This is a genomic window from Ruegeria sp. CF8, assembly GCF_056537285.1.
Genome location: NZ_JBQFRG010000005.1, coordinates 67,674 through 93,094, shown reverse-complemented (window position 1 = coordinate 93,094; position 25,421 = coordinate 67,674). Strand labels below are relative to the sequence as shown.

At 56.5% G+C, this 25,421-nt stretch carries 31 protein-coding genes and 1 pseudogene; 17 read left to right on the top strand and 15 right to left on the bottom strand.

Translation table 11 applies throughout. The features are described from left to right. The first annotated feature begins 25 nt into the window (after positions 1-25). Positions 26-1,477: an aldehyde dehydrogenase family protein gene (locus ACR0EV_RS12925; RefSeq protein WP_480800465.1), complete on the top strand. Its 1,452-nt coding sequence runs from the start codon at positions 26-28 to the stop codon at positions 1,475-1,477. Here ACR0EV_RS12925 and pncB read toward each other — a convergent pair. Further along, positions 1,474-2,766, bottom strand: a complete 1,293-nt coding sequence (gene pncB / locus ACR0EV_RS12920; protein WP_480800464.1) for a nicotinate phosphoribosyltransferase — start codon at positions 2,764-2,766, stop codon at positions 1,474-1,476. The two genes, ACR0EV_RS12925 and pncB, sit on opposite strands and share 4 nt — an antisense overlap. Before the next feature lie 164 nt (positions 2,767-2,930). Here pncB and ACR0EV_RS12915 point away from each other — a divergent pair, with 164 nt between their 5' ends. Further along, positions 2,931-3,461, top strand: coding sequence for a hypothetical protein (locus ACR0EV_RS12915; protein ID WP_480800463.1), 531 nt, complete (start codon positions 2,931-2,933; stop codon positions 3,459-3,461). On the opposite strand, the gene pncA is transcribed toward ACR0EV_RS12915, so the two are convergent. Then, positions 3,458-4,051, bottom strand: coding sequence for a bifunctional nicotinamidase/pyrazinamidase (pncA, locus tag ACR0EV_RS12910; RefSeq protein ID WP_480800462.1), 594 nt, complete (start codon positions 4,049-4,051; stop codon positions 3,458-3,460). The two genes, ACR0EV_RS12915 and pncA, sit on opposite strands and share 4 nt — an antisense overlap. A gap of 96 nt (positions 4,052-4,147) precedes the next feature. Between pncA and trhO the strand changes: the two genes are divergently transcribed. Next, a complete protein-coding gene (trhO, locus tag ACR0EV_RS12905) occupies positions 4,148-5,053 on the top strand; it encodes an oxygen-dependent tRNA uridine(34) hydroxylase TrhO (protein WP_480800461.1) in 906 nt (301 codons plus the stop codon). 65 nt (positions 5,054-5,118) lie between these two features. Then, entirely contained in the window at positions 5,119-5,631 is a 513-nt protein-coding gene (locus tag ACR0EV_RS12900; RefSeq protein WP_171093157.1) for a potassium channel family protein, read from the top strand. 3 nt (positions 5,632-5,634) lie between these two features. Here ACR0EV_RS12900 and ACR0EV_RS12895 read toward each other — a convergent pair whose 3' ends face one another. Continuing rightward, positions 5,635-5,964: a hypothetical protein gene (locus ACR0EV_RS12895; RefSeq protein ID WP_480800460.1), complete on the bottom strand. Its 330-nt coding sequence runs from the start codon at positions 5,962-5,964 to the stop codon at positions 5,635-5,637. Positions 5,965-6,151: 187 nt separating this feature from the next. Here ACR0EV_RS12895 and betB point away from each other — a divergent pair, with 187 nt between their 5' ends. Continuing rightward, positions 6,152-7,606, top strand: a complete 1,455-nt coding sequence (betB, locus tag ACR0EV_RS12890; RefSeq protein WP_480800459.1) for a betaine-aldehyde dehydrogenase — start codon at positions 6,152-6,154, stop codon at positions 7,604-7,606. Positions 7,607-7,827: 221 nt separating this feature from the next. Here the strand turns inward: betB and ACR0EV_RS12885 are convergent, their stop codons facing one another. From ACR0EV_RS12885 to ACR0EV_RS12865, 5 genes are read right to left on the bottom strand one after another with little or no spacing between them, the layout of a single operon-like run. Further along, positions 7,828-9,966 (bottom strand): hypothetical protein, encoded by a 2,139-nt coding sequence (locus ACR0EV_RS12885; RefSeq protein WP_480800458.1) that lies wholly within the window; start codon positions 9,964-9,966, stop codon positions 7,828-7,830. Beyond that, positions 9,963-10,832, bottom strand: coding sequence for a flagellar motor stator protein MotA (gene motA, locus ACR0EV_RS12880; protein ID WP_171093164.1), 870 nt, complete (start codon positions 10,830-10,832; stop codon positions 9,963-9,965). The genes ACR0EV_RS12885 and motA overlap by 4 nt, the downstream gene beginning before the upstream one ends. 47 nt (positions 10,833-10,879) lie before the next feature. Next, the gene (locus ACR0EV_RS12875; RefSeq protein ID WP_480800457.1) at positions 10,880-11,464 is read right to left on the bottom strand and encodes a MotE family protein; all 585 of its coding nucleotides are present in this window, start codon (positions 11,462-11,464) and stop codon (positions 10,880-10,882) included. Then, entirely contained in the window at positions 11,461-11,946 is a 486-nt protein-coding gene (locus ACR0EV_RS12870; RefSeq protein WP_480800456.1) for a hypothetical protein, read from the bottom strand. The genes ACR0EV_RS12875 and ACR0EV_RS12870 overlap by 4 nt, the downstream gene beginning before the upstream one ends. Positions 11,947-11,955: 9 nt before the next feature. Continuing rightward, positions 11,956-12,453, bottom strand: a complete 498-nt coding sequence (locus tag ACR0EV_RS12865) for a flagellar basal body-associated FliL family protein (RefSeq protein ID WP_480800455.1) — start codon at positions 12,451-12,453, stop codon at positions 11,956-11,958. Positions 12,454-12,571: 118 nt separating this feature from the next. Here ACR0EV_RS12865 and fliF point away from each other — a divergent pair, with 118 nt between their 5' ends. From fliF to fliP, 4 genes are read left to right on the top strand one after another with little or no spacing between them, the layout of a single operon-like run. Beyond that, entirely contained in the window at positions 12,572-14,146 is a 1,575-nt protein-coding gene (gene fliF, locus ACR0EV_RS12860) for a flagellar basal-body MS-ring/collar protein FliF (protein WP_480800454.1), read from the top strand. After that, on the top strand, positions 14,146-14,742 hold the full coding sequence (locus tag ACR0EV_RS12855; protein WP_480800453.1) for an ABC transporter ATP-binding protein: 597 nt from the start codon (positions 14,146-14,148) through the stop codon (positions 14,740-14,742). The genes fliF and ACR0EV_RS12855 overlap by 1 nt, the downstream gene beginning before the upstream one ends. Next, positions 14,735-15,022, top strand: coding sequence for a FliM/FliN family flagellar motor switch protein (locus ACR0EV_RS12850; protein WP_480800452.1), 288 nt, complete (start codon positions 14,735-14,737; stop codon positions 15,020-15,022). The genes ACR0EV_RS12855 and ACR0EV_RS12850 overlap by 8 nt, the downstream gene beginning before the upstream one ends. Continuing rightward, complete coding sequence (fliP, locus tag ACR0EV_RS12845; protein WP_480800451.1) at positions 15,022-15,750, top strand: flagellar type III secretion system pore protein FliP; 729 nt, start codon at positions 15,022-15,024, stop codon at positions 15,748-15,750. Before ACR0EV_RS12850 ends, fliP begins: the two co-directional genes overlap by 1 nt. Before the next feature lie 91 nt (positions 15,751-15,841). Here the strand turns inward: fliP and ACR0EV_RS12840 are convergent, their stop codons facing one another. Then, positions 15,842-16,441, bottom strand: coding sequence for an MlaC/ttg2D family ABC transporter substrate-binding protein (locus ACR0EV_RS12840; protein WP_480800450.1), 600 nt, complete (start codon positions 16,439-16,441; stop codon positions 15,842-15,844). Continuing rightward, complete coding sequence (locus ACR0EV_RS12835) at positions 16,431-17,246, bottom strand: MlaA family lipoprotein (protein ID WP_480800449.1); 816 nt, start codon at positions 17,244-17,246, stop codon at positions 16,431-16,433. The genes ACR0EV_RS12840 and ACR0EV_RS12835 overlap by 11 nt, the downstream gene beginning before the upstream one ends. A 291-nt stretch (positions 17,247-17,537) precedes the next feature. Here ACR0EV_RS12835 and ACR0EV_RS12830 point away from each other — a divergent pair, with 291 nt between their 5' ends. Genes ACR0EV_RS12830 through ACR0EV_RS12815 form a run of 4 tightly spaced genes read left to right on the top strand, consistent with a single transcriptional unit; the run spans position 17,538 to position 20,283 of the window. Further along, positions 17,538-17,993, top strand: a complete 456-nt coding sequence (locus ACR0EV_RS12830) for a RidA family protein (protein ID WP_480800448.1) — start codon at positions 17,538-17,540, stop codon at positions 17,991-17,993. Beyond that, positions 17,990-18,760, top strand: a complete 771-nt coding sequence (locus ACR0EV_RS12825) for a glycerophosphodiester phosphodiesterase family protein (RefSeq protein ID WP_480800447.1) — start codon at positions 17,990-17,992, stop codon at positions 18,758-18,760. Before ACR0EV_RS12830 ends, ACR0EV_RS12825 begins: the two co-directional genes overlap by 4 nt. Before the next feature lie 45 nt (positions 18,761-18,805). Next, positions 18,806-19,993, top strand: coding sequence for a GNAT family N-acetyltransferase (locus tag ACR0EV_RS12820; RefSeq protein ID WP_480800446.1), 1,188 nt, complete (start codon positions 18,806-18,808; stop codon positions 19,991-19,993). Further along, entirely contained in the window at positions 19,990-20,283 is a 294-nt protein-coding gene (locus tag ACR0EV_RS12815) for a 4a-hydroxytetrahydrobiopterin dehydratase (RefSeq protein WP_171093186.1), read from the top strand. Before ACR0EV_RS12820 ends, ACR0EV_RS12815 begins: the two co-directional genes overlap by 4 nt. Here ACR0EV_RS12815 and ACR0EV_RS12810 read toward each other — a convergent pair. The 4 genes from ACR0EV_RS12810 to ACR0EV_RS12795 form a co-directional block, all read right to left on the bottom strand. Then, the gene (locus ACR0EV_RS12810; RefSeq protein ID WP_480800445.1) at positions 20,280-20,588 is read right to left on the bottom strand and encodes a hypothetical protein; all 309 of its coding nucleotides are present in this window, start codon (positions 20,586-20,588) and stop codon (positions 20,280-20,282) included. The genes ACR0EV_RS12815 and ACR0EV_RS12810 overlap by 4 nt on opposite strands. Positions 20,589-20,612: 24 nt before the next feature. Beyond that, positions 20,613-20,960 carry an EF-hand domain-containing protein gene (locus tag ACR0EV_RS12805; RefSeq protein ID WP_480800444.1) on the bottom strand — a complete coding sequence of 116 codons (348 nt, stop codon included), beginning with the start codon at positions 20,958-20,960 and terminating at the stop codon, positions 20,613-20,615. Between the two features lie 11 nt (positions 20,961-20,971). After that, positions 20,972-21,217 carry a glycine zipper 2TM domain-containing protein gene (locus ACR0EV_RS12800; RefSeq protein ID WP_480800443.1) on the bottom strand — a complete coding sequence of 82 codons (246 nt, stop codon included), beginning with the start codon at positions 21,215-21,217 and terminating at the stop codon, positions 20,972-20,974. Positions 21,218-21,318: 101 nt separating this feature from the next. After that, a complete protein-coding gene (locus tag ACR0EV_RS12795) occupies positions 21,319-21,804 on the bottom strand; it encodes a peroxiredoxin (RefSeq protein ID WP_171093195.1) in 486 nt (161 codons plus the stop codon). A gap of 99 nt (positions 21,805-21,903) precedes the next feature. Here ACR0EV_RS12795 and ACR0EV_RS12790 point away from each other — a divergent pair, with 99 nt between their 5' ends. The 4 genes and pseudogenes from ACR0EV_RS12790 (at position 21,904) to ACR0EV_RS12775 (ending at position 24,505) form a co-directional block, all read left to right on the top strand. Further along, positions 21,904-23,115 carry an NAD(P)/FAD-dependent oxidoreductase gene (locus ACR0EV_RS12790; protein WP_480800442.1) on the top strand — a complete coding sequence of 404 codons (1,212 nt, stop codon included), beginning with the start codon at positions 21,904-21,906 and terminating at the stop codon, positions 23,113-23,115. Beyond that, entirely contained in the window at positions 23,112-23,672 is a 561-nt protein-coding gene (gene rsmD, locus ACR0EV_RS12785; RefSeq protein ID WP_480800441.1) for a 16S rRNA (guanine(966)-N(2))-methyltransferase RsmD, read from the top strand. Before ACR0EV_RS12790 ends, rsmD begins: the two co-directional genes overlap by 4 nt. Further along, positions 23,665-24,306, top strand: a pseudogene (locus tag ACR0EV_RS12780) (HAD family hydrolase). The gene rsmD and the pseudogene ACR0EV_RS12780 overlap by 8 nt, the downstream one beginning before the upstream one ends. Positions 24,307-24,325: 19 nt before the next feature. Beyond that, complete coding sequence (locus ACR0EV_RS12775; protein ID WP_480800440.1) at positions 24,326-24,505, top strand: hypothetical protein; 180 nt, start codon at positions 24,326-24,328, stop codon at positions 24,503-24,505. Here ACR0EV_RS12775 and map read toward each other — a convergent pair. After that, positions 24,493-25,305, bottom strand: a complete 813-nt coding sequence (map, locus tag ACR0EV_RS12770) for a type I methionyl aminopeptidase (protein ID WP_480800439.1) — start codon at positions 25,303-25,305, stop codon at positions 24,493-24,495. The two genes, ACR0EV_RS12775 and map, sit on opposite strands and share 13 nt — an antisense overlap. Positions 25,306-25,421 lie beyond the last annotated feature (116 nt).

Genomic DNA, 25,421 nt, shown 5'->3' with positions numbered 1-25,421 from the left:
ATTAGAGCCTGAAATGGAGGCAAAATTGACGCAAAAGATATGGTTCCACCCCGCTCTTTGCCTGATCGATGGACGCTGGGTGCCCGCGTCCTCGGGTGACACCCTGCCGCTGATCAATCCCTCGGACGGGACCGAAATTTGCCGGATCGCTCGCGGCGCGCAGCAGGACATTGCCGCCGCTGTCGCAGCAGCCCAAGCCGCAATGAAAGGCGATTGGGGGCGCAAAACAGCGCTGGATCGAGGCCGTATTCTGACGAGGCTGGGCCAACTGGTTCTGGAACGGGTCGAAGATCTTGCGCAGCTCGAAGCGATGGATGTGGGCAAGCCGCTGACGCAAGCCCGTGCCGATGCTGTTGCGCTGGCCCGGTATTGCGAATTCTATGGCGGTGCAGCGGACAAGGTGATGGGAGAGACCATCCCCTATCTTGATGGCTACACCGTTTATACGCTGCGAGAACCGCATGGGGTGACGGGCCATATCGTGCCGTGGAACTACCCGATGCAGATCATTGGGCGTTCGGTCGGGGCGGCGCTGGCCATGGGCAATGCTTGCGTTCTGAAACCCGCAGAGGAAGCGTGTTTGACCGCGCTCGCCTTTGCTCATCTGGCGCAGCAGGCGGGCTTGCCTGCCGGTTCTTTGAACGTCGTGCCCGGTATTGGAGCTGAGGCGGGCGCAGCGCTGTCGGCGCATCCAGGTGTGAACCATATCTCGTTTACGGGCTCTGTCGCTACCGGGGCATTGGTGCAGCAGGCGGCAGGGCGCAATGTGGTGCCCGTGACGCTGGAACTGGGCGGAAAATCCCCGCAACTGGTCTTTGACGATGCCGATCTGGACGCGGCGCTGCCGTTTCTGGTGAATGCTGGCGTACAAAACGCAGGGCAGACTTGTTCAGCCTCGTCCCGCATTCTGGTGCAGCGTGGAGTGTACGATCAAGTCAAGTCCCGTATGTCCGAAGCCTATGAACAGCTGACGGTCGGACCAGCAATGCAGGATCTGCGAGTCGGACCGTTGATCTCGGACCGGCAAAAGCAGATCGTCAGCGGTTTTCTGGACAAAGGTACGGATCTAACCATCGCGGCGCAGGGGCAGATTGTCAGTGATGCGCCTGAAACCGGCGCTTATGTCCGGCCTACCTTGTTTGCAGATGTATCGCCTGATCACATGCTGGCACAGGATGAAATTTTTGGCCCGGTTCAGGTTTTGATCCCGTTTGACACCGAAGAACAGGCTCTAACAATCGCAAACAGTACGGAATACGGCCTGGTTGCCAGCATCTGGACGCGCGACGGGGCCCGGCAGATGCGACTGGCGAAGGGGCTGCGTTCGGGGCAGGTCTTCATAAACAACTACGGCGCTGGGGGCGGAGTTGAATTGCCCTTTGGTGGAGTTGGTAAATCCGGACACGGTCGCGAAAAAGGGTTCGAAGCGTTGTATGGGTTCTCACAACTGAAGACGGTTGCCGCGTTTCACGGTTAAACGACAACCTCGATCGCTTCTTGCGCGCCCACTCCGAACACTCGCTTGTAGCGCTCGATCTGGTCTTTCGGTCCCATCGCCTTTTCCGGGTTGTCCGACAGTTTCACCGTCGGGCGCCCGTTGGCGGAGACCGCTTTGCAGACCAATGAGAACGGGGCCAGTGCGTCATTGGGCACAAGTCCGCGAAAATCGTTGGTCAGCAAAGTGCCCCAGCCGAAGGAAATATTGGCACGACCTGCGAATTGGGTGTGCAATTCCTGAATTTTCTCGACATCCAAACCATCTGAGAAAATGATCCGCTTTTGGGTTGGATCTTCACCGCGTGATTTCCACCACTCGATGGCCACTTCGGCCCCTGTCGCGGGATCGCCGCTGTCGATGCGAATACCGGTCCATCCGGCCAACCAGTCGGGGGCGTTGTCCAGGAAACCTTTGGTTCCGTAAGTGTCGGGCAGGATGATACGAAGGTTGCCGTCATGCTCATCGTGCCAGTCGCTCAGGACGTCGTAAGGGGCTTGCGCAAGTTCTGTGTCGGTGTCGGCCAGCGCAGAATAGACCATGGGTAATTCATGGGCGTTGGTGCCTATGGCCTCAACTTCGCGACGCATGGCGATCAGGCAATTTGACGTCCCGGTAAACGACGCGCCCAATCCTTCGATCATGGCTTGCACGCACCAATCCTGCCACAGAAATGAATGCCGCCGCCGCGTGCCGAAATCCGCAATGCTCAAACCGTCAACCGAGCTCAGCTTTTCGATCTTTTCCCACACGCGGGTCATCGCGCGGGCATAAAGCACCTGTAACTCGAACCGTCGCATGTCATTGAGAACGGCCCGAGATCGCAGCTCCATCAACACCGCCAGCGCAGGGATTTCCCACAGCATGACCTCATGCCATTTGCCTTCGAAGGTCAGTTCATACTGATCGCCCTTGCGTTCCAGATGGTAGGGCGGCAGGCGCATGTTCTCGAACCATTCCATGAAATCCGAGCGGAACATCTGCCGCTTTCCGTAGAACATATTGCCCCGAAGCCAGGTGCTTTCGCCCCGGCTAAGGCTAAGTGAGCAGATGTGATCCAGTTGTTCCCGCAGTTCTCCTTCGTCGATCAATTTCGCCAAAGGAACGTGATTCGACCGGTTTATCAGGGAAAACGCCACCGTTGTTTGGGGCTTGTTTCGAAACACTGACTGACACATCAGCAGTTTGTAGAAGTCCGTATCGATCAAAGACCGGACAATCGGGTCAATCTGCCATTTGTGATTGTATACACGGGTCGCAATGTCGACCATGGGGAACTCCTGCAATTTCCGTAGTTAGATCAATCGACAACGGGAATGGCAAGAGTCGCTGATTTGGTGACAATGCCAGTATGACGTCACATTACCGGCATATTGTGCATTGTTTTCACCGGTTAGTGAGAAGAGGGGATGGAAATACGGAACTGAGTTTGTGAATGGGTCTCGAGTACGATTTTGATATTGTTAACGCAGCACTAGACGATTTTGACACCGAAAAGCCGGAGGCTCAGAGGGATGGGGGCCGTCAGGTGCATGCGGTTTTCCGCGACATTAGAACTGCGGATGCTTTGCGGGGAACGTCGCCGAAAATCCGCAAGATGTTCCTGGACGCCGGGTTCAGCCTTGAGTCGCGCAACAGCGGCATCGTGCCGGGTGTTTTTCCTGCCGAGGATCAAGCCGAACGGGTGCGGGTCCTGAGGTCACTATTTGCCAACATAAAAACGCGCGGGGTTCGGGGGGAATATTGCGGCGAATTCGACCTGATGGATTTCCTGACGTATGTGCGTGTTGCGCAGCCGATGGCAGGCATCGCGCGCGCGCGTCAGGCGCGCACGCCACCGCCGCAACCGGTGCAGCCAAGCAACGACCGGCGAACAGTACCTGGCCGCATCGGTTTGGCTTTGGGTTTGGCGGTCGTTTTGTTTGTACTTCTCAAGCTGCTGGCAGCAGCTGGGGCGACCCCTTAAATCAGGGTAACTCCGGCGTCGCGCATCGCCTGTTCCGCTGCGGCCAGCGACCCCTCCATGTCAATGGCGCGGCAGGCGTCCATGCGAACGGTGACATCAAACCCCAACCGCGCAGCATCCACGGCCGAGTAATGAACGCAGAAATCAGTGGCCAAACCAACCAGCGTCAAGCGGTCGATACCTCGTGTCTCCAGATACCCTTTCAACCCTGTGGGCGTTTTGTGATCATTTTCAAAAAATGCAGAGTAGCTGTCGATGGCACGACGAAATCCTTTACGGAGGATCAGATCGCCATTGATGCGGAGATCAGAGTGAAAAGCGGCCCCCTGTGATCCTTGAACACAGTGGTCGGGCCAGAGAACCTGAGGGCCGTAGGACATCTCGATCAGGTCAAACGGATTTTTGCCCTCATGTGAGCTGGCGAATGAGGAATGTCCTGCAGGATGCCAGTCTTGTGTCAGGATCACAGCGTCAAAATCGTCCATCATTGCGTTGATGGGGGCCACGATTTCATCCCCCCCTGCCACCGCCAAAGCACCGCCGGGGCAGAAATCGTTCTGAACATCGATGACGAGCAGGGCATGGGTCATTGCGGCCTCCTTTGATTGTCTTATCGGTAGGGGGCGGGGCGTCAGGCGTCAATGCACTCCCTTGCGGCTTCGGGTCTACGAAGGTAAATCGCGCCTATGTATACCATCGCTGCCCTGTATCATTTCACACGTTTCCCGGATCCCGCCGCGTTGCGCGACCCGTTGCTGGACCTGTGCCGCGCCCAATCGGTCACCGGCACATTGCTGCTGGCGCATGAAGGGGTCAACGGCACCATCGCTGGTCCGCGTGCTGGGATTGATGCGGTTCTGGAACATATTCGCGCCTTGCCCGGCTGCGCGGATCTTGAATGGAAAGAGGCGACCTCGGATCATCCACCATTTGGCAAGATCAAGGTGCGGCTAAAGAAAGAAATCGTGACCATGGGGCAGCCGGATGTCGATCCGCGCGCCCGCGTTGGCAACTATGTCGAGCCTCAGGACTGGAACGACCTTATCCGCTCGGACGATGTTGTGGTGATCGACACGCGCAACGACTACGAAGTGGCGATAGGCACGTTTGAAGGCGCAATAGACCCTGAAACAGCCAGTTTCCGCGATTTTCCGGCGTGGTGGGAAGACAACAAGGACCGTTTTCACAACAAACGCGTCGCCATGTTCTGCACCGGGGGTATCCGCTGCGAAAAATCCACCAATTACCTGCTGGGACAGGGGGTCGAGGACGTCTATCACCTCAAAGGCGGCATCTTGCGGTATCTGGAGGAAACGCCCGCTGAAGACAGCACCTGGCAGGGTGAGTGTTTCGTATTCGATAATCGCGTTTCTGTTGGTCATGGCCTTGTTGAAGGTCCGCACATGCTTTGCCATGGGTGCCGTCGACCGATCTTGCCCGAGGACATGAAACGCCCGGAATACGAACATGGCGTGTCCTGTCACCAATGTATCGATGAGACATCGGAGGCTGACAAAATGCGCTTTCGCGAGCGGCAAAAGCAGATCCTGCTGGCGCGTGAACGGGGTGAGACGCATTTGCGGCAGGATTGAATTCGGGTTGCAGGCCATTGCTTTAGGTCGGATGATCACCTGGAAATCAGCTTGAAGGGGCACTCATGCGCCGCAAACCCACAACATTGGAAGAATGGAAGTCGACCTTTCTGGCTGCGTTGGGTTTGGTTCTGGCAAGCTTTCTTGCCTGGTACGGCCTTTCACGCCTGAGCGAAACGACCGCAGGTGACACGATCGGCACAATCGCTTCGGTTGGTCTGTTGATCTGGCTGGTGTCGCAGTCCTGGTATTACATGACCCAGGTGAAATCGCCGCGTAGGCTTTTGTTCCTGATGGGGGTGTCGTTCATACAGGTGGTCCCATTCCTGTTCGCTGCGGTCTATGGCGCGTTTGGGTACAATGATCATTGTGTCGTCGGCGCGCAGGGTCCGGGTGACATTCTGTATTTTTCCTATGTGACCTTCACAACTGTAGGGTATGGCGACATGTCCCCAACCGGCCTGTGTCGCGGGCTTGCCGTGTCCGAGGCTGTGACGGGATATATCCTGCTAGGCATGTTCGTTGCGGCAGCGGTCTCACTGTACGCGCGCAATCACAGCCATGAAGACCCTAAATAGGCTCTATTTGTTGTGATCGATCCAGCGCGAAATCATTTTCTTGTCGCGAAAACACTCGGACGGGATAGGGCGGCGTTTGGCCCGTGAAATCCGCTCGGCAAAGGCGACTTGCTTGCCTGATGGGTAATTGTCGAATTGCGACGTGCTGCGCGGTTTATGCGTTGAAATCCAATCCGAAAGCAGCTTTCGGTCACGTTGCGCCTCGGCCGGTATCTCTAAGGCCGACTTTTCGGCAATCGCGCGGGCATAGCGCATCTGCCTGTCCGTCACCGGAAGCAAATGATAGTCGTTGCTGGGCCCGTTCAGGGCAGATTGGCGCGTGTGCTGGGCCATCGGTTTATCCTCTGACTATGTGGAACATAAATAGAACATTAACCAAAAATTTCAAGGTTTAGGGACATCAGCTGGCATGATCCTGCCGCTCGAATGATTTTATTGACTGGCCAGTCAATAATCTTTAGGGCCGATTTCAACGAACCAATTGTCCCGTTCAGACGGGTGAAAAAGAAGAGGACATGGTATGAAGTTTCAGCCCAAGGCCAGCCATTTCATTGATGGTGCTTATGTCGAAGATACAGATGGAGCAGCCATCGACGTAATCTATCCGGCCACCGGCGAGGTGATCGCGCGAGTGCATTCAGCCACACCTGCTATCGTTGAAATGGCTCTAAACAGCGCAAAAAAAGCCCAGACGGCCTGGGCGGCGATGTCGGGAACCGAGCGAGGCCGGGTCTTGCGCCGTGCCGCCGATATCATGCGCGAACGTAATTACGACCTTTCTGTTCTGGAAACCCATGACACTGGGAAGCCGATCCAGGAAACCACCGTGGCGGATGCCACTTCGGGCGCGGACGCGCTGGAATACTTTGGTGGATTGGCTGGCAGTCTGACCGGCGAACATATTCCGCTGGGCGGAGGCGATTTTGTCTATACGATCCGCGAGGCTCTGGGCATTTGCGTCGGGATCGGAGCCTGGAACTATCCCACCCAGATCGCTTGCTGGAAAGGGGCACCGGCGCTGGCCTGCGGCAATTCCATGGTGTTCAAGCCATCCGAGACCACGCCCCTTTCGGCGTTGAAAGTTGCAGAAATCCTAATCGAGGCCGGTGCGCCAAAAGGCGTTTACAACGTGATCCAGGGGTATGGGGATGTAGGCGCTTCGCTGGTCACTGATCCGCGCGTGGCCAAGGTTTCGCTGACCGGCTCTGTTCCGACGGGTCGCAAGGTCTATGCCGCAGCAGCAGAAGGTATGAAACATGTCACCATGGAATTGGGCGGCAAATCCCCGATGATCGTGTTTGACGACGCCGATATCGAAAATGCCGTTTCAGGCGCGATCCTGGGCAACTTCTATTCCTCGGGTCAGGTCTGTTCCAACGGCACCCGCGTGTTTGTGCAAAAGGGTATCAAAGAAGCTTTCCTTAAACGCCTGTCCGAACGTCTGGCCAACGCCAAAATCGGCGATCCGATGGATGAAGATGTCAGCTTTGGTCCGATGGTCAGCGAAAATCAGATGAATATCGCGCTGGGCTACATCGAAAAAGGCAAGGCCGAGGGCGCGCGTCTGGTCCATGGCGGTGCGCGGCTTGATGGCGACGGGTTCTACATGCTACCCACAGTCTTTTCCGACGTGACCGACGACATGACCATCGCGCGCGAAGAAATCTTTGGTCCGGTCATGTCGGTGCTGGATTTTGACACCGAAGCCGAGGTCTTGGCCCGCGCCAACGACACTGAATTCGGTCTGGCCGCTGGTGTCTTCACCAGCGATCTGACACGCGCCCACCGCGTGGTGGCTGGGTTTGAGGCAGGTACCTGCTACATCAACACCTATAACCTTGCCCCGGTCGAAGCCCCGTTTGGCGGGTCGAAAATGTCAGGCGTGGGGCGTGAAAACTCGAAACTGGCGATCAACCACTTCAGCGAGATGAAAACCGTCTATGTCTCGATGAACGATGTCGAGGCACCATACTGATAAACGATGGCTCGGCTATAGCCCCGTTTTTCTGCGCCCGGCACAAATGTCGGGCGCTGAGCACATCAACAGGATTGCTATCCGACTTTTGGGGTTGCTGATACTTGCGAAACCAAAATCGGTGACGACGAAGCTTTGAATGGCTATCGCGGGGTTCATCCCATGGTGTAGAGTTGCCGCATTATGAAAACCTATTGACCGGGGCACGCGAGAAGCGCGTGTCACTCTCTATCAATCGAATTGAACATCTCAGCGATTTGCTGTCGTGTCGTTTCGCTGTTTTCAAGCAGATCTTGGGCGTCTTTCAATGGTTTTTCCAATTGCCTTTCAGGGGGAGTAAACAAGGACTGAGTGGTCCGGTTCAGGTTCGCGTATTTCCCATCCGTGGGATCAACCGTGTCTCCCGGCAAGCCTGCCAGCCAGAAAAGCCGGTTTGCTGCCTCGTCCTGCTCCAAACTCTGCATGACCTCAGCTGCGCCCGTAAAGTCCTTCGCTTTTTCCATGGCCTGTGCTCGCAACGCCTGCGCTGTGTCCGAGTCGTCCTTAGCCAATTCAAGCAGCGCTTGGTGGGGGCGTTCCGAAAGCATGGCTGCCCTGGCTCGCAAACGGGCCCTTTCAGCCCGACGGGTTTGATCTTCGGTTCTGTTTGCCAGAGCAAACGCCTGATCCGCAAACCCGAGCGTGGCGAGCCGATCAGCCAATGCGATTGCAGCGCCCGTGGTCAGGGCTGGCGTTTTTTCCATCTGCAGGATGTGAAATGTTTGCTGCAAGAAGGACACGTCATCAGAACGCTCTGCCAGCAGATGCAGATGCCGATCAAACGCGCGGTTCCTGTCCTGCCCGTTTTCAAGCGCCAGAATGATATCGAATGCAGGATCAAAGTCCTGGCTAAGGCTCAGCGCAATCGCATGGGTGCGGGCCATCATAGGGCCCAGATCCGAGCGCCGATACTCAACCGAATAAGACGCAGCCAACTCAAGCTCTTGCGTGGAAACGGTTTTGCGATCGGTCCAGCGCTTTTCAACCAAACGGGCCAATGCCACCGGTGCTTCAGGCGTTGCTTCGGTTGCCTTAACAACTTCGGTAAGCAACTTTTCTTCTTGGGCCTGGTTGCCTTCGGCTGCGGCAACTATGGCCTTTGCGCGCGTCATGCTGGGCGACGCGCTTTCTTCAATACGCTCGACTGAACGTATCACTCTGCGCGCGGCTTCCAATTGGTTTCCTTCGACGAGAATTTGTGAAAGCTGTATGCCAAACCTGCGGCGGAGATGATCCGGCAATCCTGCATAGGCCTGCTCGATCGCTTCGACATTGGCATCGGCAGATAACGCATTGTCAGAAAGGACAGCCCAAAGCGCTGCATTGCTGTCGCAACGTTGCAAACCACTGAACGGATTGGTGTTTTGCACCGCCTTCTTGTCTACGATCCGCGCAACCGCCTTGATGCGATCCGCTTCATCAGACACTAACTGGGTCAATTCTAAAACGGCCAAAGCCTCGGCCCCAAAGCCGTGGAATGCATACAGCTTAGCCAGTTTCAGAGCGCTGTCTTCGTCAAGCGTGTCAAACTCATGATAAAGCGCCGTACGAAGAACAGATACCTGCGTGGCGAACGGGTCTGCTGTGGACCAACCTGAGAAACCCAATTCGGACGTCGAGACGCAGGCTTTTTGAAGGTCGAGTTGCAGAACTTCGGAATTCAACACATCCTGCAGATCGTCCAGAACAGTGGTCAGGCGTATATTCGCACTCAAACCGTTCAACAGTGAATCTTCATTGGATGTGATAGAACTGCGCGGTCCAACCGGGGCCAGATCCAGATCCAGCAGCTTACGGTCAGCGCCCTGCAAAAAACGGGTCGACAGTTGGTCTTTTAACCCACGCTCTAGAAGCGGCAGGTCAAGCCCTGACATTTGTGCGTTTGTATCCGAAGCGGTTGTTGCATTGACGGGTCGCTGTTGCATTGGCGGTGGAATATCAGCCAGCAACGGCGGCAGGAACTCACCTGGCGCGATGTCGAGAACGATCATCGACCCTCGGTACAGAAAAGCCGAAGCCACGCACTCGCAGCCGAACTCAAGGTTCAAAGCGGCCCCGGGTTGCGCCTGGGACAGCGATTCCAGGCGATTTGTCGTCAACCTGCTGAACACCGACCCTGTCCGAAAAATCACGCCGTCCAAGTCCACCGTTAATCGCGCACCGTCTCTGCGCTGGGCCAATCTCCATTCTGTGTTCGGCGGCACATTAAACACCAAACGTGTATAGCCGTCATGCTCACCTGACCGAACTGTCACGTCTTGCGCAGCGGCTGAGGTAGCCGCCGCGACTATAGCCGGAAGCAAAAGACCGAGATGTTTCATGCGGCCGCCTGCTTGAGGTCTTTCAACGCTTCTTCAAGCTCGGTAAAGCCGGGGCGGTTATGTGTGGGTGTATTCTGACGGCCGACCTCGATACACATGGCAGCATTGTGGTTGTGCAGGTTTGCGACCAAAACTTCCTTGATCAGTTGATAAAAGTGATTGTCTTCCTCGACCACGGATTTCAATTTCCCGGCAAAAGGACCCACCAGACCGTAGGCCAGAAAAACCCCAAGGAACGTGCCTACCAGAGCACCGCCGATCAGCTTGCCCAGCACCTCGGGAGGTTGATCGATCGAGCCCATGGTCTTGATGACCCCCAAAACGGCTGCCACGATCCCAAGCGCGGGCAAGCCGTCTGCCACTGTCTGTAAGGCATGGCTCGAGTGCATCGCGTGATGAAAATTCGCCTCCATCCGCTTTTCCAGCACCTCTTCAACTTGGTGGGGATCATCGTAATTCATCGCGGCAGACCGCATCGTGTCACAGATCAGATCAACCGCTTCCTTGTCGGCTTGAATCTTGGGGTAGGCAGAAAACAGGCTGGAGTTTTCCGGATCTTCGATATGTTGTTCAACCTCAACCGGATTGGCGCGCGCAATACGGATCAGCGAAAACAAAAGGCAGAGAAGGTCGCGATAGTCTTCGGGTTTCCATTTCGGACCTTTGAAGACCTTGCCCATATCCTTGACCGTGTGTTTCACACCGCCCATGTCATTGCTGATCAGAAAAGCGCCAACTGCTGCACCGCCGATCATCATCATTTCGAACGGCAGCGATTTCAGAATGATGGTCATCTTGCCGCCAGCAGCAAGGTAGCCGCCGAAAACCATCACGAAAATGACGACAATTCCTACAATTCCAATCATTTGAAATCTCCGGTTAGGGGCTGCGCTAGACGGGGTGACGCAGGTAACTATTCCAGGGGGGCTGAGGCGTTCCGCCCGGCCATGACCACACTGATCGTATAGGCCGCCTCAGGACTGAGACCCGCCAGAATCCCAGCCGCAGAGTCGGGAGGCATACGCGACAGGAATCCAGCTGCAAAAGTTGGTTCCATGGTTTCAAATAACGCTGCTGCATCTTTGGGTTTCATGGTCTGATAAACATCTGTCAGACGGGTCAGATCTTTCTCGGCGGCGTTGTCGGCAACGGCCAGTGTGGCACGCAAAGACTGTTCTGCCTCTTCAAGCGCAACCAGACGCGTCTCAATCGCCTGACCTGCGATCTCCAGCGCTTTTTCCTGTTCACGAAGCATGTCTTCACGTTGCTTGACCCGTTCTTCTCGCTTTAGAAGTTCATTCAAGAGCGCCTGAATATTGCGTGCGCCTGGTGCTGTGGGTTTGGATTCCGCAACCTCGGGCCCTGTCGGTTTCGCAAGGGCTGGTCCCGCCTCCAACCCGATACGAATAACGGCAGAGCCGAGCATCAGTAAGGCAATGACGGTTAGGACGCCGGCTCTCGGGCGGCCGTCTTTTCGGGTGGCGTGGCGACGGCTCATGCCTGGGCCCCGTCCTGATTGCGGTCATGGCGGAAAAACATCAGCCCCTCAGGCGCTTTGTTCTGATGTTCCTTCACTTCAGATGCAGCGGACTCGGCGGGATCTGCGGTGACTTCACGGTCGATTTTGTCTGGCTCTTTTGATTGGGCTTCAGTAGGAACTGGTTCTTCCGTTGCATCCGGCTTAGGTGCCACTTCGGGGACAATGTCATGCATTGACGCCATCATGAGTTCCAGCTGCTGAGCAACTCTTTCAGCCCGTATTGTCAACGCCCCAAGTTGTTCTCCGGACTGATCAGAAGCGTCACGTGCGTTGTCCAGGGATTTTTTCAGCTCTTCCGCCTGTGTTGACAGCACGGCCACGGCACCACCAACGCCTTTCTCAAGGTCGGTAAACCGCTTAAGGCGGCGCGACAGAACAAAACAGTACAGACCCGCACCCAGCGCGCCAGCGACCAGCAAAATATCCGCAATCAGCTCCAATTTCGCCTCCTAATTCAGTACAAATTCCATGACCAGCACGTCGCGAACGCGACCTTCGCCTACAACAATTTCAACGCGCCGCAGCAAGTGGCCACGGATGCGCATCAGCGCCAGCGGATCTTCAAGATCGTGCAACTCCACGGCCCGCAGATATCCGTTCAGAACATCCATGATCCGCGGCAGCATTTTTTCGACGTCAGCCACATACGGGGCGTTCACTTCGAGCTGCGCGTGAAATTTCAGATGCCGTGAATTGCCTGAATTCACAGATACGACCACGGGTGGCAGATCGACGAACCCGACATCTGCCAATGCTTTGGCTGGCGTGTCATTTTCGACGTCCTGACTTGATTCTTTCGCGGCTTTACCGCCCAATGGAATCAGCCCTGAAGAGGTTAGGAAATACCCACCGGCAGCCCCGGCAATCGCCAGAATCACCCCGATAAGCATTGCCTTTTTTCCCTTTTTGTCAGGGGCTTCTGCCTGTTCAGCCGTTGCGTCGGTCATGACGTCCTCATTCATCCGTTCTGTCGTTTCATAACCGGTCAGGGACTAACCGATTGTTAAGGGCAATCGTCCAAACAAGGGATGCGCCGGGCAGAATGTCGGCGAGTCGGAGGTGAGCGTGCAGCAGATCGGAACTGTCTGGGCAAGTTTGGACAGGCGTAAACAAATTATCGTTGCTGGTGCGGTTGCGCTGGTGTTTTTGGGAATTCTCGGAATGTCCCGCATTGTAACCGCGCCGTCTATGACGCTGCTGTATGCGGGCCTGGAAAGCGGCGCGGCGGGGGATATTGTGCGTGCCCTGGATCAGCGCGGTGTCATCTATGAGATTCGCGGTGGATCAATCTATGTCCCCGGCGCGCAGCGGGACGAGTTGCGGATGACCCTGGCCAGCGAAGGCCTGCCAGCGAATGGCAACCGGGGGTATGAACTGCTGGATTCGCTGAGCGGGTTTGGCACCACCTCGCAGATGTTCGATGCAGCATATTGGCGTGCAAAAGAAGGTGAGCTGGCGCGCACAATAGTCGGCAGTCGGCATGTCAGCCAGGCACGTGTGCACATAGCCAACGGCTCGGCGAACCCGTTCCAGCGCAGCGTGTCACCTACGGCTTCCGTTTATCTGGTGCCTTCAGGCGCCGACATCACCAGCGACCAAGCCAAGGCCATCCGGTTCCTGGTTGCCTCAGCCGTGAGCGGGCTTGCACCCGAGAACGTGACCGTGATCGACTCGAACGGGGCCGTGATCGGTGGGCAGGACACAGCTGTGGCGGCAGATACAGCGGAAGACAAATCGCGTCAGCTGCGTGAACGTGTCCTGCGCCTGGTCGAAGCGCGCGTTGGAACCGGCAATGCGGTGGTCGAGGTCAGTGTGGACACTGAGACCAAGACCGAATCCATCCGCGAGCGGCGCTTTGATCCCAAGAGCCGTGTGGCGATCAGCACGGATGTCGAAGAACGCTCGGACAGTGCCCGCAATCAGTCTTCCGATGTCACCGTGGCATCGAATCTGCCCGATGGAGATGGGGCTGGCGGGGATGAATCAAACTCCACCGCCACCCAAACACGTGAGCGTGTGAACTATGAGGTTTCTGAGACGGAGCTTGAAGTGCACACCGCACCCGGAGCGATCAAACGTCTGACGGTTGCCGTGTTGGTGAACGGGACCCGGACAGTGGATGCCTCGGGCGTGGAATCATTTGCACCGCTGCCACAGGCAGAGCTGGACGCGCTTCAGGAACTGGTGGCTTCGGCCGTGGGTTTCGATGCCGCGCGGGGGGACGTGATAACCCTGAAGTCTCTGGATTTACCAATAGTAGAGCCGAAAGGCACATTGGCGTCGTCTTCAATGTGGCAAAAGATTCATCTGGATGCCATGTCCCTGATCCAGATGGCTGTTTTGGCGGTTGTCTCGTTGGTACTTGCGTTGTTCGTCATCCGACCGATCCTTATGAAACCAGCAACGACGACAGCGCTGTTGCCCGCCGCTGACGAAGCCGCTTCGGTTCTGACCGGTGAAATTGCAACGGGCGAGGGTGCTGGTTTCGCACCTTTGCCGCCACAGGGGGGCGTTCCTGCTCTGAGCGACAGCGCCACTGAAGATCCCGTCGCGCGATTGCGGACAATGATCGGCGACAAGCAAGAAGAAACAGTCGAGATTCTGCGCAGCTGGCTTGAAGAAGGCGAGGAGAGGGTGTGATGTCGATTGCCCATCTTCTTGAGGATTTCACCGCGCAGACCAGCACTGGCAACGTTCTGCTGCTAGATGAGGAAACGCTGGAAGAACAAAGGCTCGCATCTTTTGAAGAAGGTTACGGGGCCGGTTGGGAAGATGCCTCTGAGGCACAGGAACAAAGCCGTGGGAAGGTTTCGGCCGAGCTTGCACAGTCACTGGAGGACATGTCTTTCACCTGTCACGAGGCAATGATGCGGATGACCATGTCTTTGGAGCCGATGTTTGAAAGTCTGGTCCAAAAGGTTTTGCCCCAGATGGTCGAACAAGGGCTGGCCGCACGTCTTGTTGAACAATTGTCCGAGATGGCACGGTCGCAGATCGAGCAGCCGATGCAGATCATGGTGCCCATCGGATGCGCTGAAGATGTCAAGGCGCTGTTGCTCTCAGGCACGCATCGCGAACCGCATGTCATCGAAGATCCTTCGCTCGAGGCAGGGCAAGCCCGCCTGCAGGTCGGAACCAACCGGCGCGAAGTGGATTGCAGCGCTTTGCTGACCACCGTCGCACAGATTTTTGACGCTTATGCCTTTGAGGCAAGGGAGGCTTTGTCCAATGAATGAAACTCAAATCCAGCAAACAGAAAAACCAAACCCGTTTGAATCCGTCCCGATCGAGGTGACAGTTTCGGTTGGCCGCGCCCGCCCGCTAATCCGGGATTTGTTGAACATGGGCGAGAACGCGGTTTTGATGCTGGACAAACGGATCGAAGATCCGGTCGACCTTTATGTCGGGGACCAACTGGTTGCGCGTGGTTTGCTGGAAGAGATGGAGGGCGATCAGGCCGGACAACTGGCTGTACGCCTGACCGAGATTGCCGACCTTCAAAACGGGATCGGTTGATGCGCTTTGCGATCTGGCTGGCTCTGGCGATTGTGCTTACGCCATCGCTCGCCGCAGCACAGGATGTGACTTTGTCCCTTGGCGAAGGCGGGTCGATTTCGGCCCGGACCATCCAGTTGATCCTGTTGATCACGGTGTTGAGCATAGCGCCAGGCCTGGCAGTTATGATCACTTGTTTCCCGTTTCTGGTTACAGTCTTGTCGATCCTGCGGCAGGGGATTGGCTTGCAGCAATCGCCGCCCAATATGCTGATTGTCAGTCTGGCGCTGTTTCTGACCTATTTCATCATGGACCCTGTCTTCACAGAAGCTTGGGAAAGTGGCATTCGCCCGATGATGGAGGAATCGATGGGAGTCGAGGCCGCGCTGGAACGGGCGCTGGACCCCTTCCGTACTTTCATGGCAGCCCGTTTGGACGCGGACACTTTTTATGCCATGGCGGCCCTCCGACCCGGTGGGGATGCGATGGAACTGTCAGCGCAAGCGCCGCTATCTGTCCTGATGCCGTCTTTCATGCTGTCCGAAATTGCGCGGGCTTTTCAGATTGGCTTTCTGATTTTCCTGCCGTTTCTGATCATCGATCTTGTTGTGGCAGCGGTGTTGATGTCGATGGGCATGATGATGGTCCCTCCGGCAATCGTATCCCTGCCATTCAAACTGGCGTTCTTTGTCATCGCTGACGGCTGGGCCTTGATTGCAGGCGCTTTGGTACGCAGTTATGCGCTCTGAAATCGAAACAAAAAGGGTCAGAAGAACCTGACCCTTTCGTATGCTCTAGCAAAATCTTCGAGCTGGTGCGTGACCACGCCTAGCAGCAAGATCAGCCTGTTTTGTTCAGATCTCTGATCAGTTGATCCAGATTGCCTTTCCGGGCATCCAGCATGGCGCCGATTTCGGTACGTTCGGTCAGCAGAAGGTTCACGCCTTCGATGAACATATTATAGAACTTGTCCCGTCCCGACTTGTCGGACACCAGAAAGGTCACGTCAAATGGGGCCGATCCGCGCAGTTTGACCAGCGTCCGAACTTCGTACCCGGCCTTGATTTTCCGGGCATTGCGCACATCGACCTCGCCACCAATAAACTCTCGGAACCGGCGGCCATATTTGCGCGAAATATAGCCCTGGAACGCTTTGGTGAACTTTTTCAGTTGGGCGGGGCTGGCCGTACGGGCATCAGCCCCCAGCGCGTAACGCGCCATGATGGGAACATCGCCATATTGAACAAAGATTTTTTCGAAGTCGCGCAGCATTGCCTTTTCAGACTTGCCGGAATCAATCACCCGATTGATGTCAGCAACCACGCTGTTGACCAGTGCTTTTGCTGCGGCTTCGGTCTGCGCAAATGCTGGCATTGGCAGTAGAGCCAACGCAATGCCTGAGGCGATGAAGTGACGGCGGTTCAACTCGTTATTCGGCATAGGGGTCCTCGTAGGGGTCTAAAAAGGGGTCCCTGACCGGGTCTGTCCCGGTTTCGGCATAGGGGTCAGAATACAAATCCAGATAGGCGTCTTCGTCGTCTCTTGCCAGTTCAAATCTGCGGTTTTGCAGATAGATCAAGCGCGCCTGCGCGTAACTGTCTGCACTTTCATAAAGAATCGAATCGACCGTATCCGAGAATCGACCACGATCTCCCATGCGACGTACGATTTCAGCGTATACGCCCAGGTTATCCGCTGGCCTCACGGGGGTAAAGTTGATCGGGTTCGAGAACAGGTTGATCACGACCCCGATGGCGTCTCGTTGGGTCGAAGGGCCATAGAATGGCAATTCAACATAAGCGCCTTCACCCACGCCCCAGACATGCAGGGTTTCGCCAAAATCGGTGTCGACCGGCGGCAAGTTCAATTCGTCGGCGGGTGCGGACAGGCCAAAACCACCCACGGTCATATTAACCACGAATCGCAGCAATGCATTGCCCATCTGCTTTGGATTGCCCTGCAGCAGGTAATCCACGGCCTGCCCCGGCAGCGAGATGTTCTCGGCGAAGGTGCTGAAACTGGTCACCATCGGGTCAGGAACGATCTTTACATAGCCTTTTGAAGCAGGGCGGAACAAAAACCGGTCCACGCCAAGGTTGAATTTGTGGATTGCCCGGTTGTTGTTCTCATACGGATCAAAAACGTCGCTACGCGAGGCCCCCTCGGGCGGAGTCGTTGCGCAAGCAGACAGAATGGCCATGCATGACAGGACAACAATATGTTTCAGGCGCAATCTGCGTGGCACTGTTTGCTTCTCCCAAAATTGCCCGACACATGGTCCGCCGGACGTTCAATCAAAATCCACGTGCTGGGGTGGCACAAGTTCTGTCACATAGTCGTTTCGGGTCTTAAATGAAACACCTTGCGTGTAACCTGTCAGTTGGGGGCGGGTAAAGTGACCAAGGATCAACAGCTCGTAATAAGTAAAGAAACGCTCAGATTGCAGGCAAACACGAAATTGCCGGTTTCTGCCTTTCGCAAACCAAGCTTCCCGGTTAGCGTCCGGCAGAGTCGAATTTAGGGAAGGACCCTCTCAATGAGCATCACCGCAAAACTGGAAAGCTTGGGTGTCACGCTGGACGAAGCGCCTGCACCCGCTGCCAACTATGTGCCGTTCGTCCGCATGGGCAATATCGTTTACGTGTCGGGCCAGATTTCGAAAACCGATGAGCTTATCACCGGCAAACTGGGTGACAACATGGATGTGGAAGCCGGTGCGGCAGCGGCACGGGTTTGCGCGATCAATCTGTTGGCGCAGGTCAAAGCAGCCTGTGGCGGCGACATTGAAAAGCTGGTGCGCGTGATCAAGCTGACTGGTTTCGTAAATTCGACAGCGGATTTCACCCAGCAGCCGCAGGTGATCAACGGCGCGTCCGATTTCCTTGTCGAGGCGCTGGGCGATGCAGGTCGCCATTCGCGCTCAGCCGTCAGTGCCGCGTCACTGCCGTTGGGCGTCGCGGTCGAGATCGAAGGGATTTTCGAAGTCCAATGACACCCTCATTGCCGTCAGTGTTTCTTCAACGCCCGATTGCGCATCGGGCGTTGCATGACATTTCCGACAACCGCCCGGAAAACAGCCGCGCCGCCATTCAGGCCGCCATAGACGCTGGATATGGGATAGAGATTGACCTGCAACTAACTGCGGACGGTCAGGTGGTGGTTTTTCATGACTATGATCTCAAGCGCCTGACCGGGCAGGCTGGCGCGATCCAACAGATCACCGGAGCCGAAGCTTCTGCGGTTCCGTTGCTATATTCTGACAGCGAAGGCATCCCGTCGCTAAAGGAAGTGCTGGATCTCGTCGCAGGTCAGGTGCCCTTGCTTGTTGAATTCAAAGATCAGGATGGCGCTATGGGCACCGGCATCGGACCGCTGGAACAAGAGGCCCTGCGCATTCTGTCAGGCTATGAAGGCCCGCTGGCGCTGATGTCGTTTAATCCGAATTCAACTGCTGAGCTCGCGCGTTTGGCCCCGCATTTGCCTTGCGGCATCGTAACATGCGCCTTCGAGTCGGAGGATTGGCCGCTGTCTCAAGCCGTCCGTCAACACCTGCGTGACATTCCGGATTTTGAGCGCAGCAATGCCAGCTTCATCAGTCACGAGGCCGCCGACCTGGCGCGCCCCCGCGTGGCCGAGTTGAAGGCGCGCGGTGTGCCGATCCTGTGCTGGACCATCCGGTCGCCTGAACAAGAGGCAGAGGCCCGCAGAGTTGCCGACAATGTGACTTTCGAAGGGTATCTGGCTGAGCATTCAGCTTGAACCTGCTCTGACCTGTCACAGATAATGGACAGGCGCGGAGGACATATGGATCAGGCACAGATCGAAATTCGGGTATTGGGCACCCTGTCGCAGATTTCTGCGGCAGAATGGGATGCCTGCGCCTGTCCCGAGGCCGCTGATGGCGGGCGGCCTCTTGATCCCTTCACAACCCATCGTTTTCTGCTGGCGTTGGAAGAAAGCGGGTCGGTCGGGCGCGGCACAGGCTGGCAGCCCCAATATCTGACGGCCTATCTGGACGGATTGCTGATTGCTGCGGCCCCGATGTATGCCAAATCGCACAGTCAGGGCGAATACATCTTCGATCACAGTTGGGCCCATGCCTATGAAAGCGCTGGCGGGCGCTATTACCCTAAGCTGCAGATCGCTGTGCCGTTCACCCCGGCCACCGGACGACGTTTCCTGGTGCGCCCGGGTTACGAGAGGATCGGCATGTCAGCCCTTGTGCAAGGCGCGGTGCAACTGGCAGCTGACAATCAGGTCTCATCGGTGCACGCGACCTTTTGTACCGAAGACGAAGCGTTGGCCGGGGAACAGATGGGTCTGATGCTACGCAGTTCGCAGCAGTTTCACTGGTTTAATGAAGGCTATTCTGATTTCGACGCTTTCCTGATTGCCCTGTCATCACGCAAACGCAAGAACATCCGCAAGGAACGGGCGCAGGCCAATGACTTTGGCGGTGACATCCGTACCCTGACCGGCGATGCGTTGCGCCCGGAACATTGGGATGCATTTTGGCGGTTCTATCAGGATACCGGAGCGCGCAAATGGGGCTCGCCCTATCTGACGCGTCAATTCTTTGATATCGCGCAGGAAACCATGGCAGATGATATGGCCTTGGTGCTGGCGGAACGGAACGGCTATGCCATAGCGGGCGCGTTGAACTTCATAGGTCGCGAGACGCTTTTTGGCCGGTATTGGGGCTGCGTTGAGCATCACGCCTGTCTGCATTTCGAGTTGTGCTATTATAGGGCGATAGATTTTGCCATTGCCCATGGTCTAGCCCGGGTCGAGGCGGGTGCTCAGGGTGAGCACAAGTTGGCGCGAGGCTATTTGCCAACGCGCACGCATAGCTTGCATTGGGTTGGCGATCCGGGTTTTGCTGATGCTGTTAAAAAATATCTGGACGCCGAAGGCCGGGCAGTGGGAGAAGAGATCGAGATTCTAACGGACTACGGCCCGTTCAGGAAATCGAACCCGGAGGAACAGCAATGACCGAACTCTTGTCGACCGAAACCCGTGGCCCGCTGCTGGATCCGCTGTTCAAGAACGGCTGGACAATGGTCGAAGGCCGAGATGCAATCACCAAAACGTTCATTTTCGACAATTTCGTTTCTGCCTTTGGGTGGATGACCCAAGTGGCGATTTGGTCTGAGAAATGGAACCACCACCCGGAATGGTCAAACGTGTACCGCACGGTTGAAGTCGTTCTGTCCACCCATGACGTGGGCGGGCTGTCCTCGTTGGATGCCAAGCTGGCCCGCAAGATGGACAGTCTTTGCTAGCGATCGTTGCCTGAGCCCTGGCCACCGGCCAGGGACGCGGCAGTGGCCATCTGCCGGAACTCGGCAGGTGTCACAGTCCCGTCGCTGACGTCAATGGATCTTGGGATACCCGTTGTCTTGTTTCCAATCTGGCGCACGCTGCGCGCGGCGGGGTTAATGTCGAGACACCGGTTTTGATAGCAGGTGAGCCCGGATAGATTGATTTGAATGCGGGCCTGACCGTCCGGCCCCGTCACAACCGGGGCCTGCGGAACGTCACACGCTGCGACCAACGCCAATACACCCAAACCAATCCATTTGTTCATCTCAAACTCCTGTCCTTGGCAGGCCTAGTCCAGTTGGCCATTGCCATCCTTGTCCGCAGCGTTGAAATCCTCACTCATCTGAGCATCATATTCCGCTCTTGAGATAAAGCTGTCCTTGTTGCGGTCAACATCCTGAAACTGCTTGATGTCCAAAAACGGCTTGGCTTCGTCCAGCCCCAAAGTGCCGTTCTTGTCTTCATCCATGGTCTGGAATGCGTAATCCGAGAATGCGTTGAACTCATCCTTGGACAAGAACCCGTCATTGTTTGCATCAATGGCGTTCAGTTCTTTTTCATGCAGTTCAGCAACGGTTTCCGCTGTTGCTGCAGACGCCAGAACAAAAGCTGCGGTTATGAAAATTGCTCGTGTCATGTCCATCCCCCTCAGCATGCAAATCTTTGACCTTCAAAACCGCCAGCAGCAGCACCTGCCGCGGTCAGGATCGTCTTGCCTGACCCACCGCCGAACTGGTTGCCGATGGCGCCGCCGATCAAGGCGCCGCCCAGTGTGCCGCCCAGGCACGCGATCTCGTGCTGGCGCGCGGCTTGTTGTTGTGGGGTAGGGGCCGGTCCGCAGGCCGAGATCAGGGCTGCGCCGGTCAGAATGAGCGAAAATATCTTAAGTTTCATAAAGAACTCCACTTATGCGTAGACCAAGTATTTGCGCAATGGAGCAAGGCTTCAAGTTAATTTGGGGTGTAAAGGCCCCGGGTACCCGGGGCCGATGTTGTTCAGATGGCCTCCAACAGGCCTTCACCCGCAGAGATCTCACAAGCGCCTGGATTTTCTTCCAAATTCAAGGCTGTGACTTTACCGTCTTCAACCAACATGGCATAGCGCTTGGATCGTGCAATCAGACCGACAGGCGGGGCGTCAAAGTCCATGCCAATGGCTTTTGTGAATTCCGATGTTGCATCGGCCAGCATGGTCAATCCGGCCTCGGACGCGCCGGTCGCTTCGCCCCAGGCTTTCATGACAAACGGGTCGTTGACCGAAATGCAGATGATTTCATCCACGCCTTTGGCGTCGAACTGATCCTTTGTGCGCATAAAGCTGGGCACATGTGCGGAATGGCAAGTCGGCGTAAATGCACCCGGAACGGCAAAGATCACGACTTTGCGGCCTTTGGTCTTTTCTGAAATCCGAACCTCCTCCGGTCCGTCCGCGCCCATCTGGGTCAATGTCGCTTCGGGAAGGGTGTCTCCTGTTGAAATCATTTTTTTGCTCCTGTCGTTTGGATTTGCAGATTTGGACTTAGCCGCAATATAGGTGGTCGCAACAAAGTAACCACGGGAAATCTGCAGGGTGGGCGAAACATGAACCATATTGTCGTGATCGGTGCCGGTCAGGCGGGGGCATCTTTGGTGGCGCGGTTGCGCAAGGATGGGTTCGAAGGGGACATCACCCTTGTCGGAGCCGAGCCGCATTTGCCCTATCAGCGCCCGCCATTGTCCAAGGCATACCTGCTGGGCGAGATGGAACTGGAGCGCCTGTTCCTGCGACCCGAAAGCTTTTATGCCGAAAACAACATCACCCTGCGTCTGGGCCAGCGCGTCACGGGCATCGATCCTCAAGCCAAGACTGTGACGTTGGGGGATGAGGTTCTTTCCTACGACGAGCTGGCACTGACCACCGGGTCCGATCCGCGCCGCCTGCCTGCGGCAATCGGTGGCGACCTGAACGGTGTGCATGTGGTGCGCGATCTGGCACATATCGACGATATGGAGCCCAAGGTGACCGAAGGTGCCCGCGCGCTGATTGTGGGCGGTGGTTATATCGGGCTTGAGGCCGCAGCTGTCTGCGCCAAGCGCGGCGTCAAGGTGACTCTGGTCGAGATGGCCGACCGTATTTTGCAACGGGTCGCGGCACCCGAGACCAGCGATTATTTCCGTGCATTGCATAGCGACTACGGCGCTGACATTCGCGAAGGTGTTGGGCTGGACCGACTGATTGGCGAAAATGGCAAGGTTACGGGCGCCCTGCTGACCGACGGCACCGAGCTGGAGGTTGATTTCGTTGTGGTTGGCGTGGGCATCGCGCCCGCAACCCAATTGGCCGAGATGGCGGGGTTGGAGCTGGACAATGGTATCAAGACCGACGCCCATGGCCGTACATCGGATCCGTCGATCTGGGCGGCAGGTGATTGCGCCTCGTTTCCACACGGTGAAGGCCGGATCAGGCTGGAGAGTGTGCCCAACGCTATCGATCAGGCCGAGATCGTGGCGCAGAATATGCTGGGTGCGGCCCGGGATTATGTGGCGACCCCGTGGTTCTGGTCGGACCAGTATGACGTCAAATTGCAGATCGCCGGTCTGAACACCGGATATGACCGCGTTGTAACCCGCAAGGGCGAAGGGCAAACCGTGTCCTTCTGGTATTACAAGGGCGATCAGTTGATAGCTGTGGACGCAATGAACGACCCCCGCGCCTATATGGTCGGCAAACGCCTGATCGACGCAGGCAAGACAGCCGATCCGGCCATCGTAGCTGATCCGGACGCGGACCTGAAGCCGCTGCTCAAAGCGTGAGGATCATCGCCGGAGAGTTCCGGGGCCGCGCTTTGGCTTCGGTCGGCAAAGGGGATGCGGGCGCACATCTGCGTCCCACCACCGACCGTGTGCGTGAAAGCCTGTTCAACGTCCTGACCCACCAAATCGACTTTGACGGTCTGCGGGTGCTGGATCTCTTTGCAGGTACCGGGGCGCTGGGGCTCGAGGCGCTGTCGCGTGGCGCGGCGCATGTGACCTTCGTTGATGACGGTCGCGTGGCGCAGGGGCTGATCCGCAAGAATATTGATCTGACGCGAAGCGCAGCACGCACTGTCCTGATCCGCCGCGACGCAACGCGGCTGGGCGACAACCCGAACGCCTCATATGATCTGGTCTTTCTTGATCCCCCTTACGGAAAGGCCATGGGCCAGAAAGCCGTTGCAGCCTTGGCAAACGGTTGGCTCGCCGAGGATGCACTCTTGGTTTGGGAAGAAAACACCCCGATGCAGGCGCCCGCAGGGTTCAATCTGCACGAAAGCCGGAAATACGGCGACACGCATATCTCTTTGATGTGGAAAGCCGAAGCGGATGCATGATCTGGTGATTTTCGATTGTGACGGTGTTCTGGTCGACAGCGAAGTGATCTCGAACCAGGTGCTGATGGGCAATCTGGCTGGTTATGGCCTGCACCTGACATTGCCTGAATGCATGTCGCTGTTTGTCGGCGGAACGATGGTTGGAGTACGCGACAAGGCACGCAGCATGGGGGCCGATCTACCCGAGGGCTGGGTGGATCAGATCTATGCTGAAACCTATGACCGCCTGCGCAAAGGGGTTCCTTTGGTGCCTGGTGTTTCCGAATTGTTGGCGGCATTGGATCAAAACGGCATCCCGTTCTGCGTTGTGTCAAACGGCAGCCCGGACAAGATGAAGATCACTCTGGGTCAGAATGGGCTTTGGGACTGCTTTAAGGACGTTATGTTCTCGGCTCATGTTCTGGGAACTGGCAAACCGGACCCAAAGATGTTCAAGCTGGCCGCTTAGCACTTCGAAGCAAATACCCCTGTGGTTATTGAAGACAGCCAGAATGGTGTCACAGCGGCCGTGCGGGCGGATATGCGCTGTTTGGTTTATGCACCACATGGGGGTGGCAACAGGTTGGCTGATCTGGGTGCCGAAGTGATCACGGATATGGCACAGGCACACCGGCTTTTGGGACTCAGAACCTGAACTGTGCTAACGTGCCGTCATGGACCGAGCCCTGACACCCTTTAGCTGGACGTTTTCCCGCGACGCCGAAGCCTCAACCGGCCCCGAGCGCAAGCCGATGCGCGCGCCGGTTTTCATCCATGACGCAGTCACGCCATGGGGGGCAGAAACGATGCTGCTGAAAGTGATGCGCGAACAGGCTGCCGATCAGGAAGAATAAGTCGGGTGGTACTTGCCGCCCGGTGAGAGCGTAAAGATCTCGACCCCATCCGCCGTGACACCAACCGAATGCTCGAACTGTGCCGACAATGACTTGTCGCGGGTCACGGCAGTCCAGTCATCGGCCAGCGTTTTGGTTTCAGGACGACCCAGATTGACCATCGGTTCAATGGTAAAGAACATACCTTCTTCCAGAACCGCACCAGTGCCCGGACGGCCATAGTGCAGCACGTTCGGCGGCGCGTGGAACACGCGGCCCAGACCGTGGCCGCAGAAATCACGTACAACACTCATCCGGTGCGCCTCGACATAAGCCTGAATGGCATGGCCGATGTCACCGAAAGTGTTGCCGGGCTTAACCATTTCTATACCCTTGAACAGCGCATCATGGGTCACTTGGATCAACCGTTCTGCTTTGCGCGGCAGTTTACCCGCCACGTACATGCGCGAGGTGTCGCCGAACCAGCCGTCAACGATAACAGTCACGTCGATGTTCAGGATGTCGCCGTCTTTCAGCTTTTTGTCACCGGGAATGCCGTGGCAGACCACATGATTGACGCTGATGCAGCTGGCGTGTTGATAGCCCTTGTAGCCAATTGTGGCCGAAGTTGCGCCCGCGTCTTCGACCATCTGAGTGATCAGCCCGTCAATTACGCCGGTCGTCTGGCCGGGAAAGACATGTTCGGCAATATCATCCAGAATCCGTGCCGCCAAAGCCCCCGCCGCGTGCATCCCGGCGAAGTCACTTTGTTCATAGATGCGGATGCCGTCTTTGGTCAGGCGGCCACGATGTTCTTTCATCGACGCTAAGCTCCAAAAAGTTGCGCGCAGCATTCCTTTTACGCTGCTTGTGCAGAAAGTACCAGAGGGTGCCGGGTTGCGGGGTTTCAAATGGTGCAAAAAGCGGCAAATTCAAG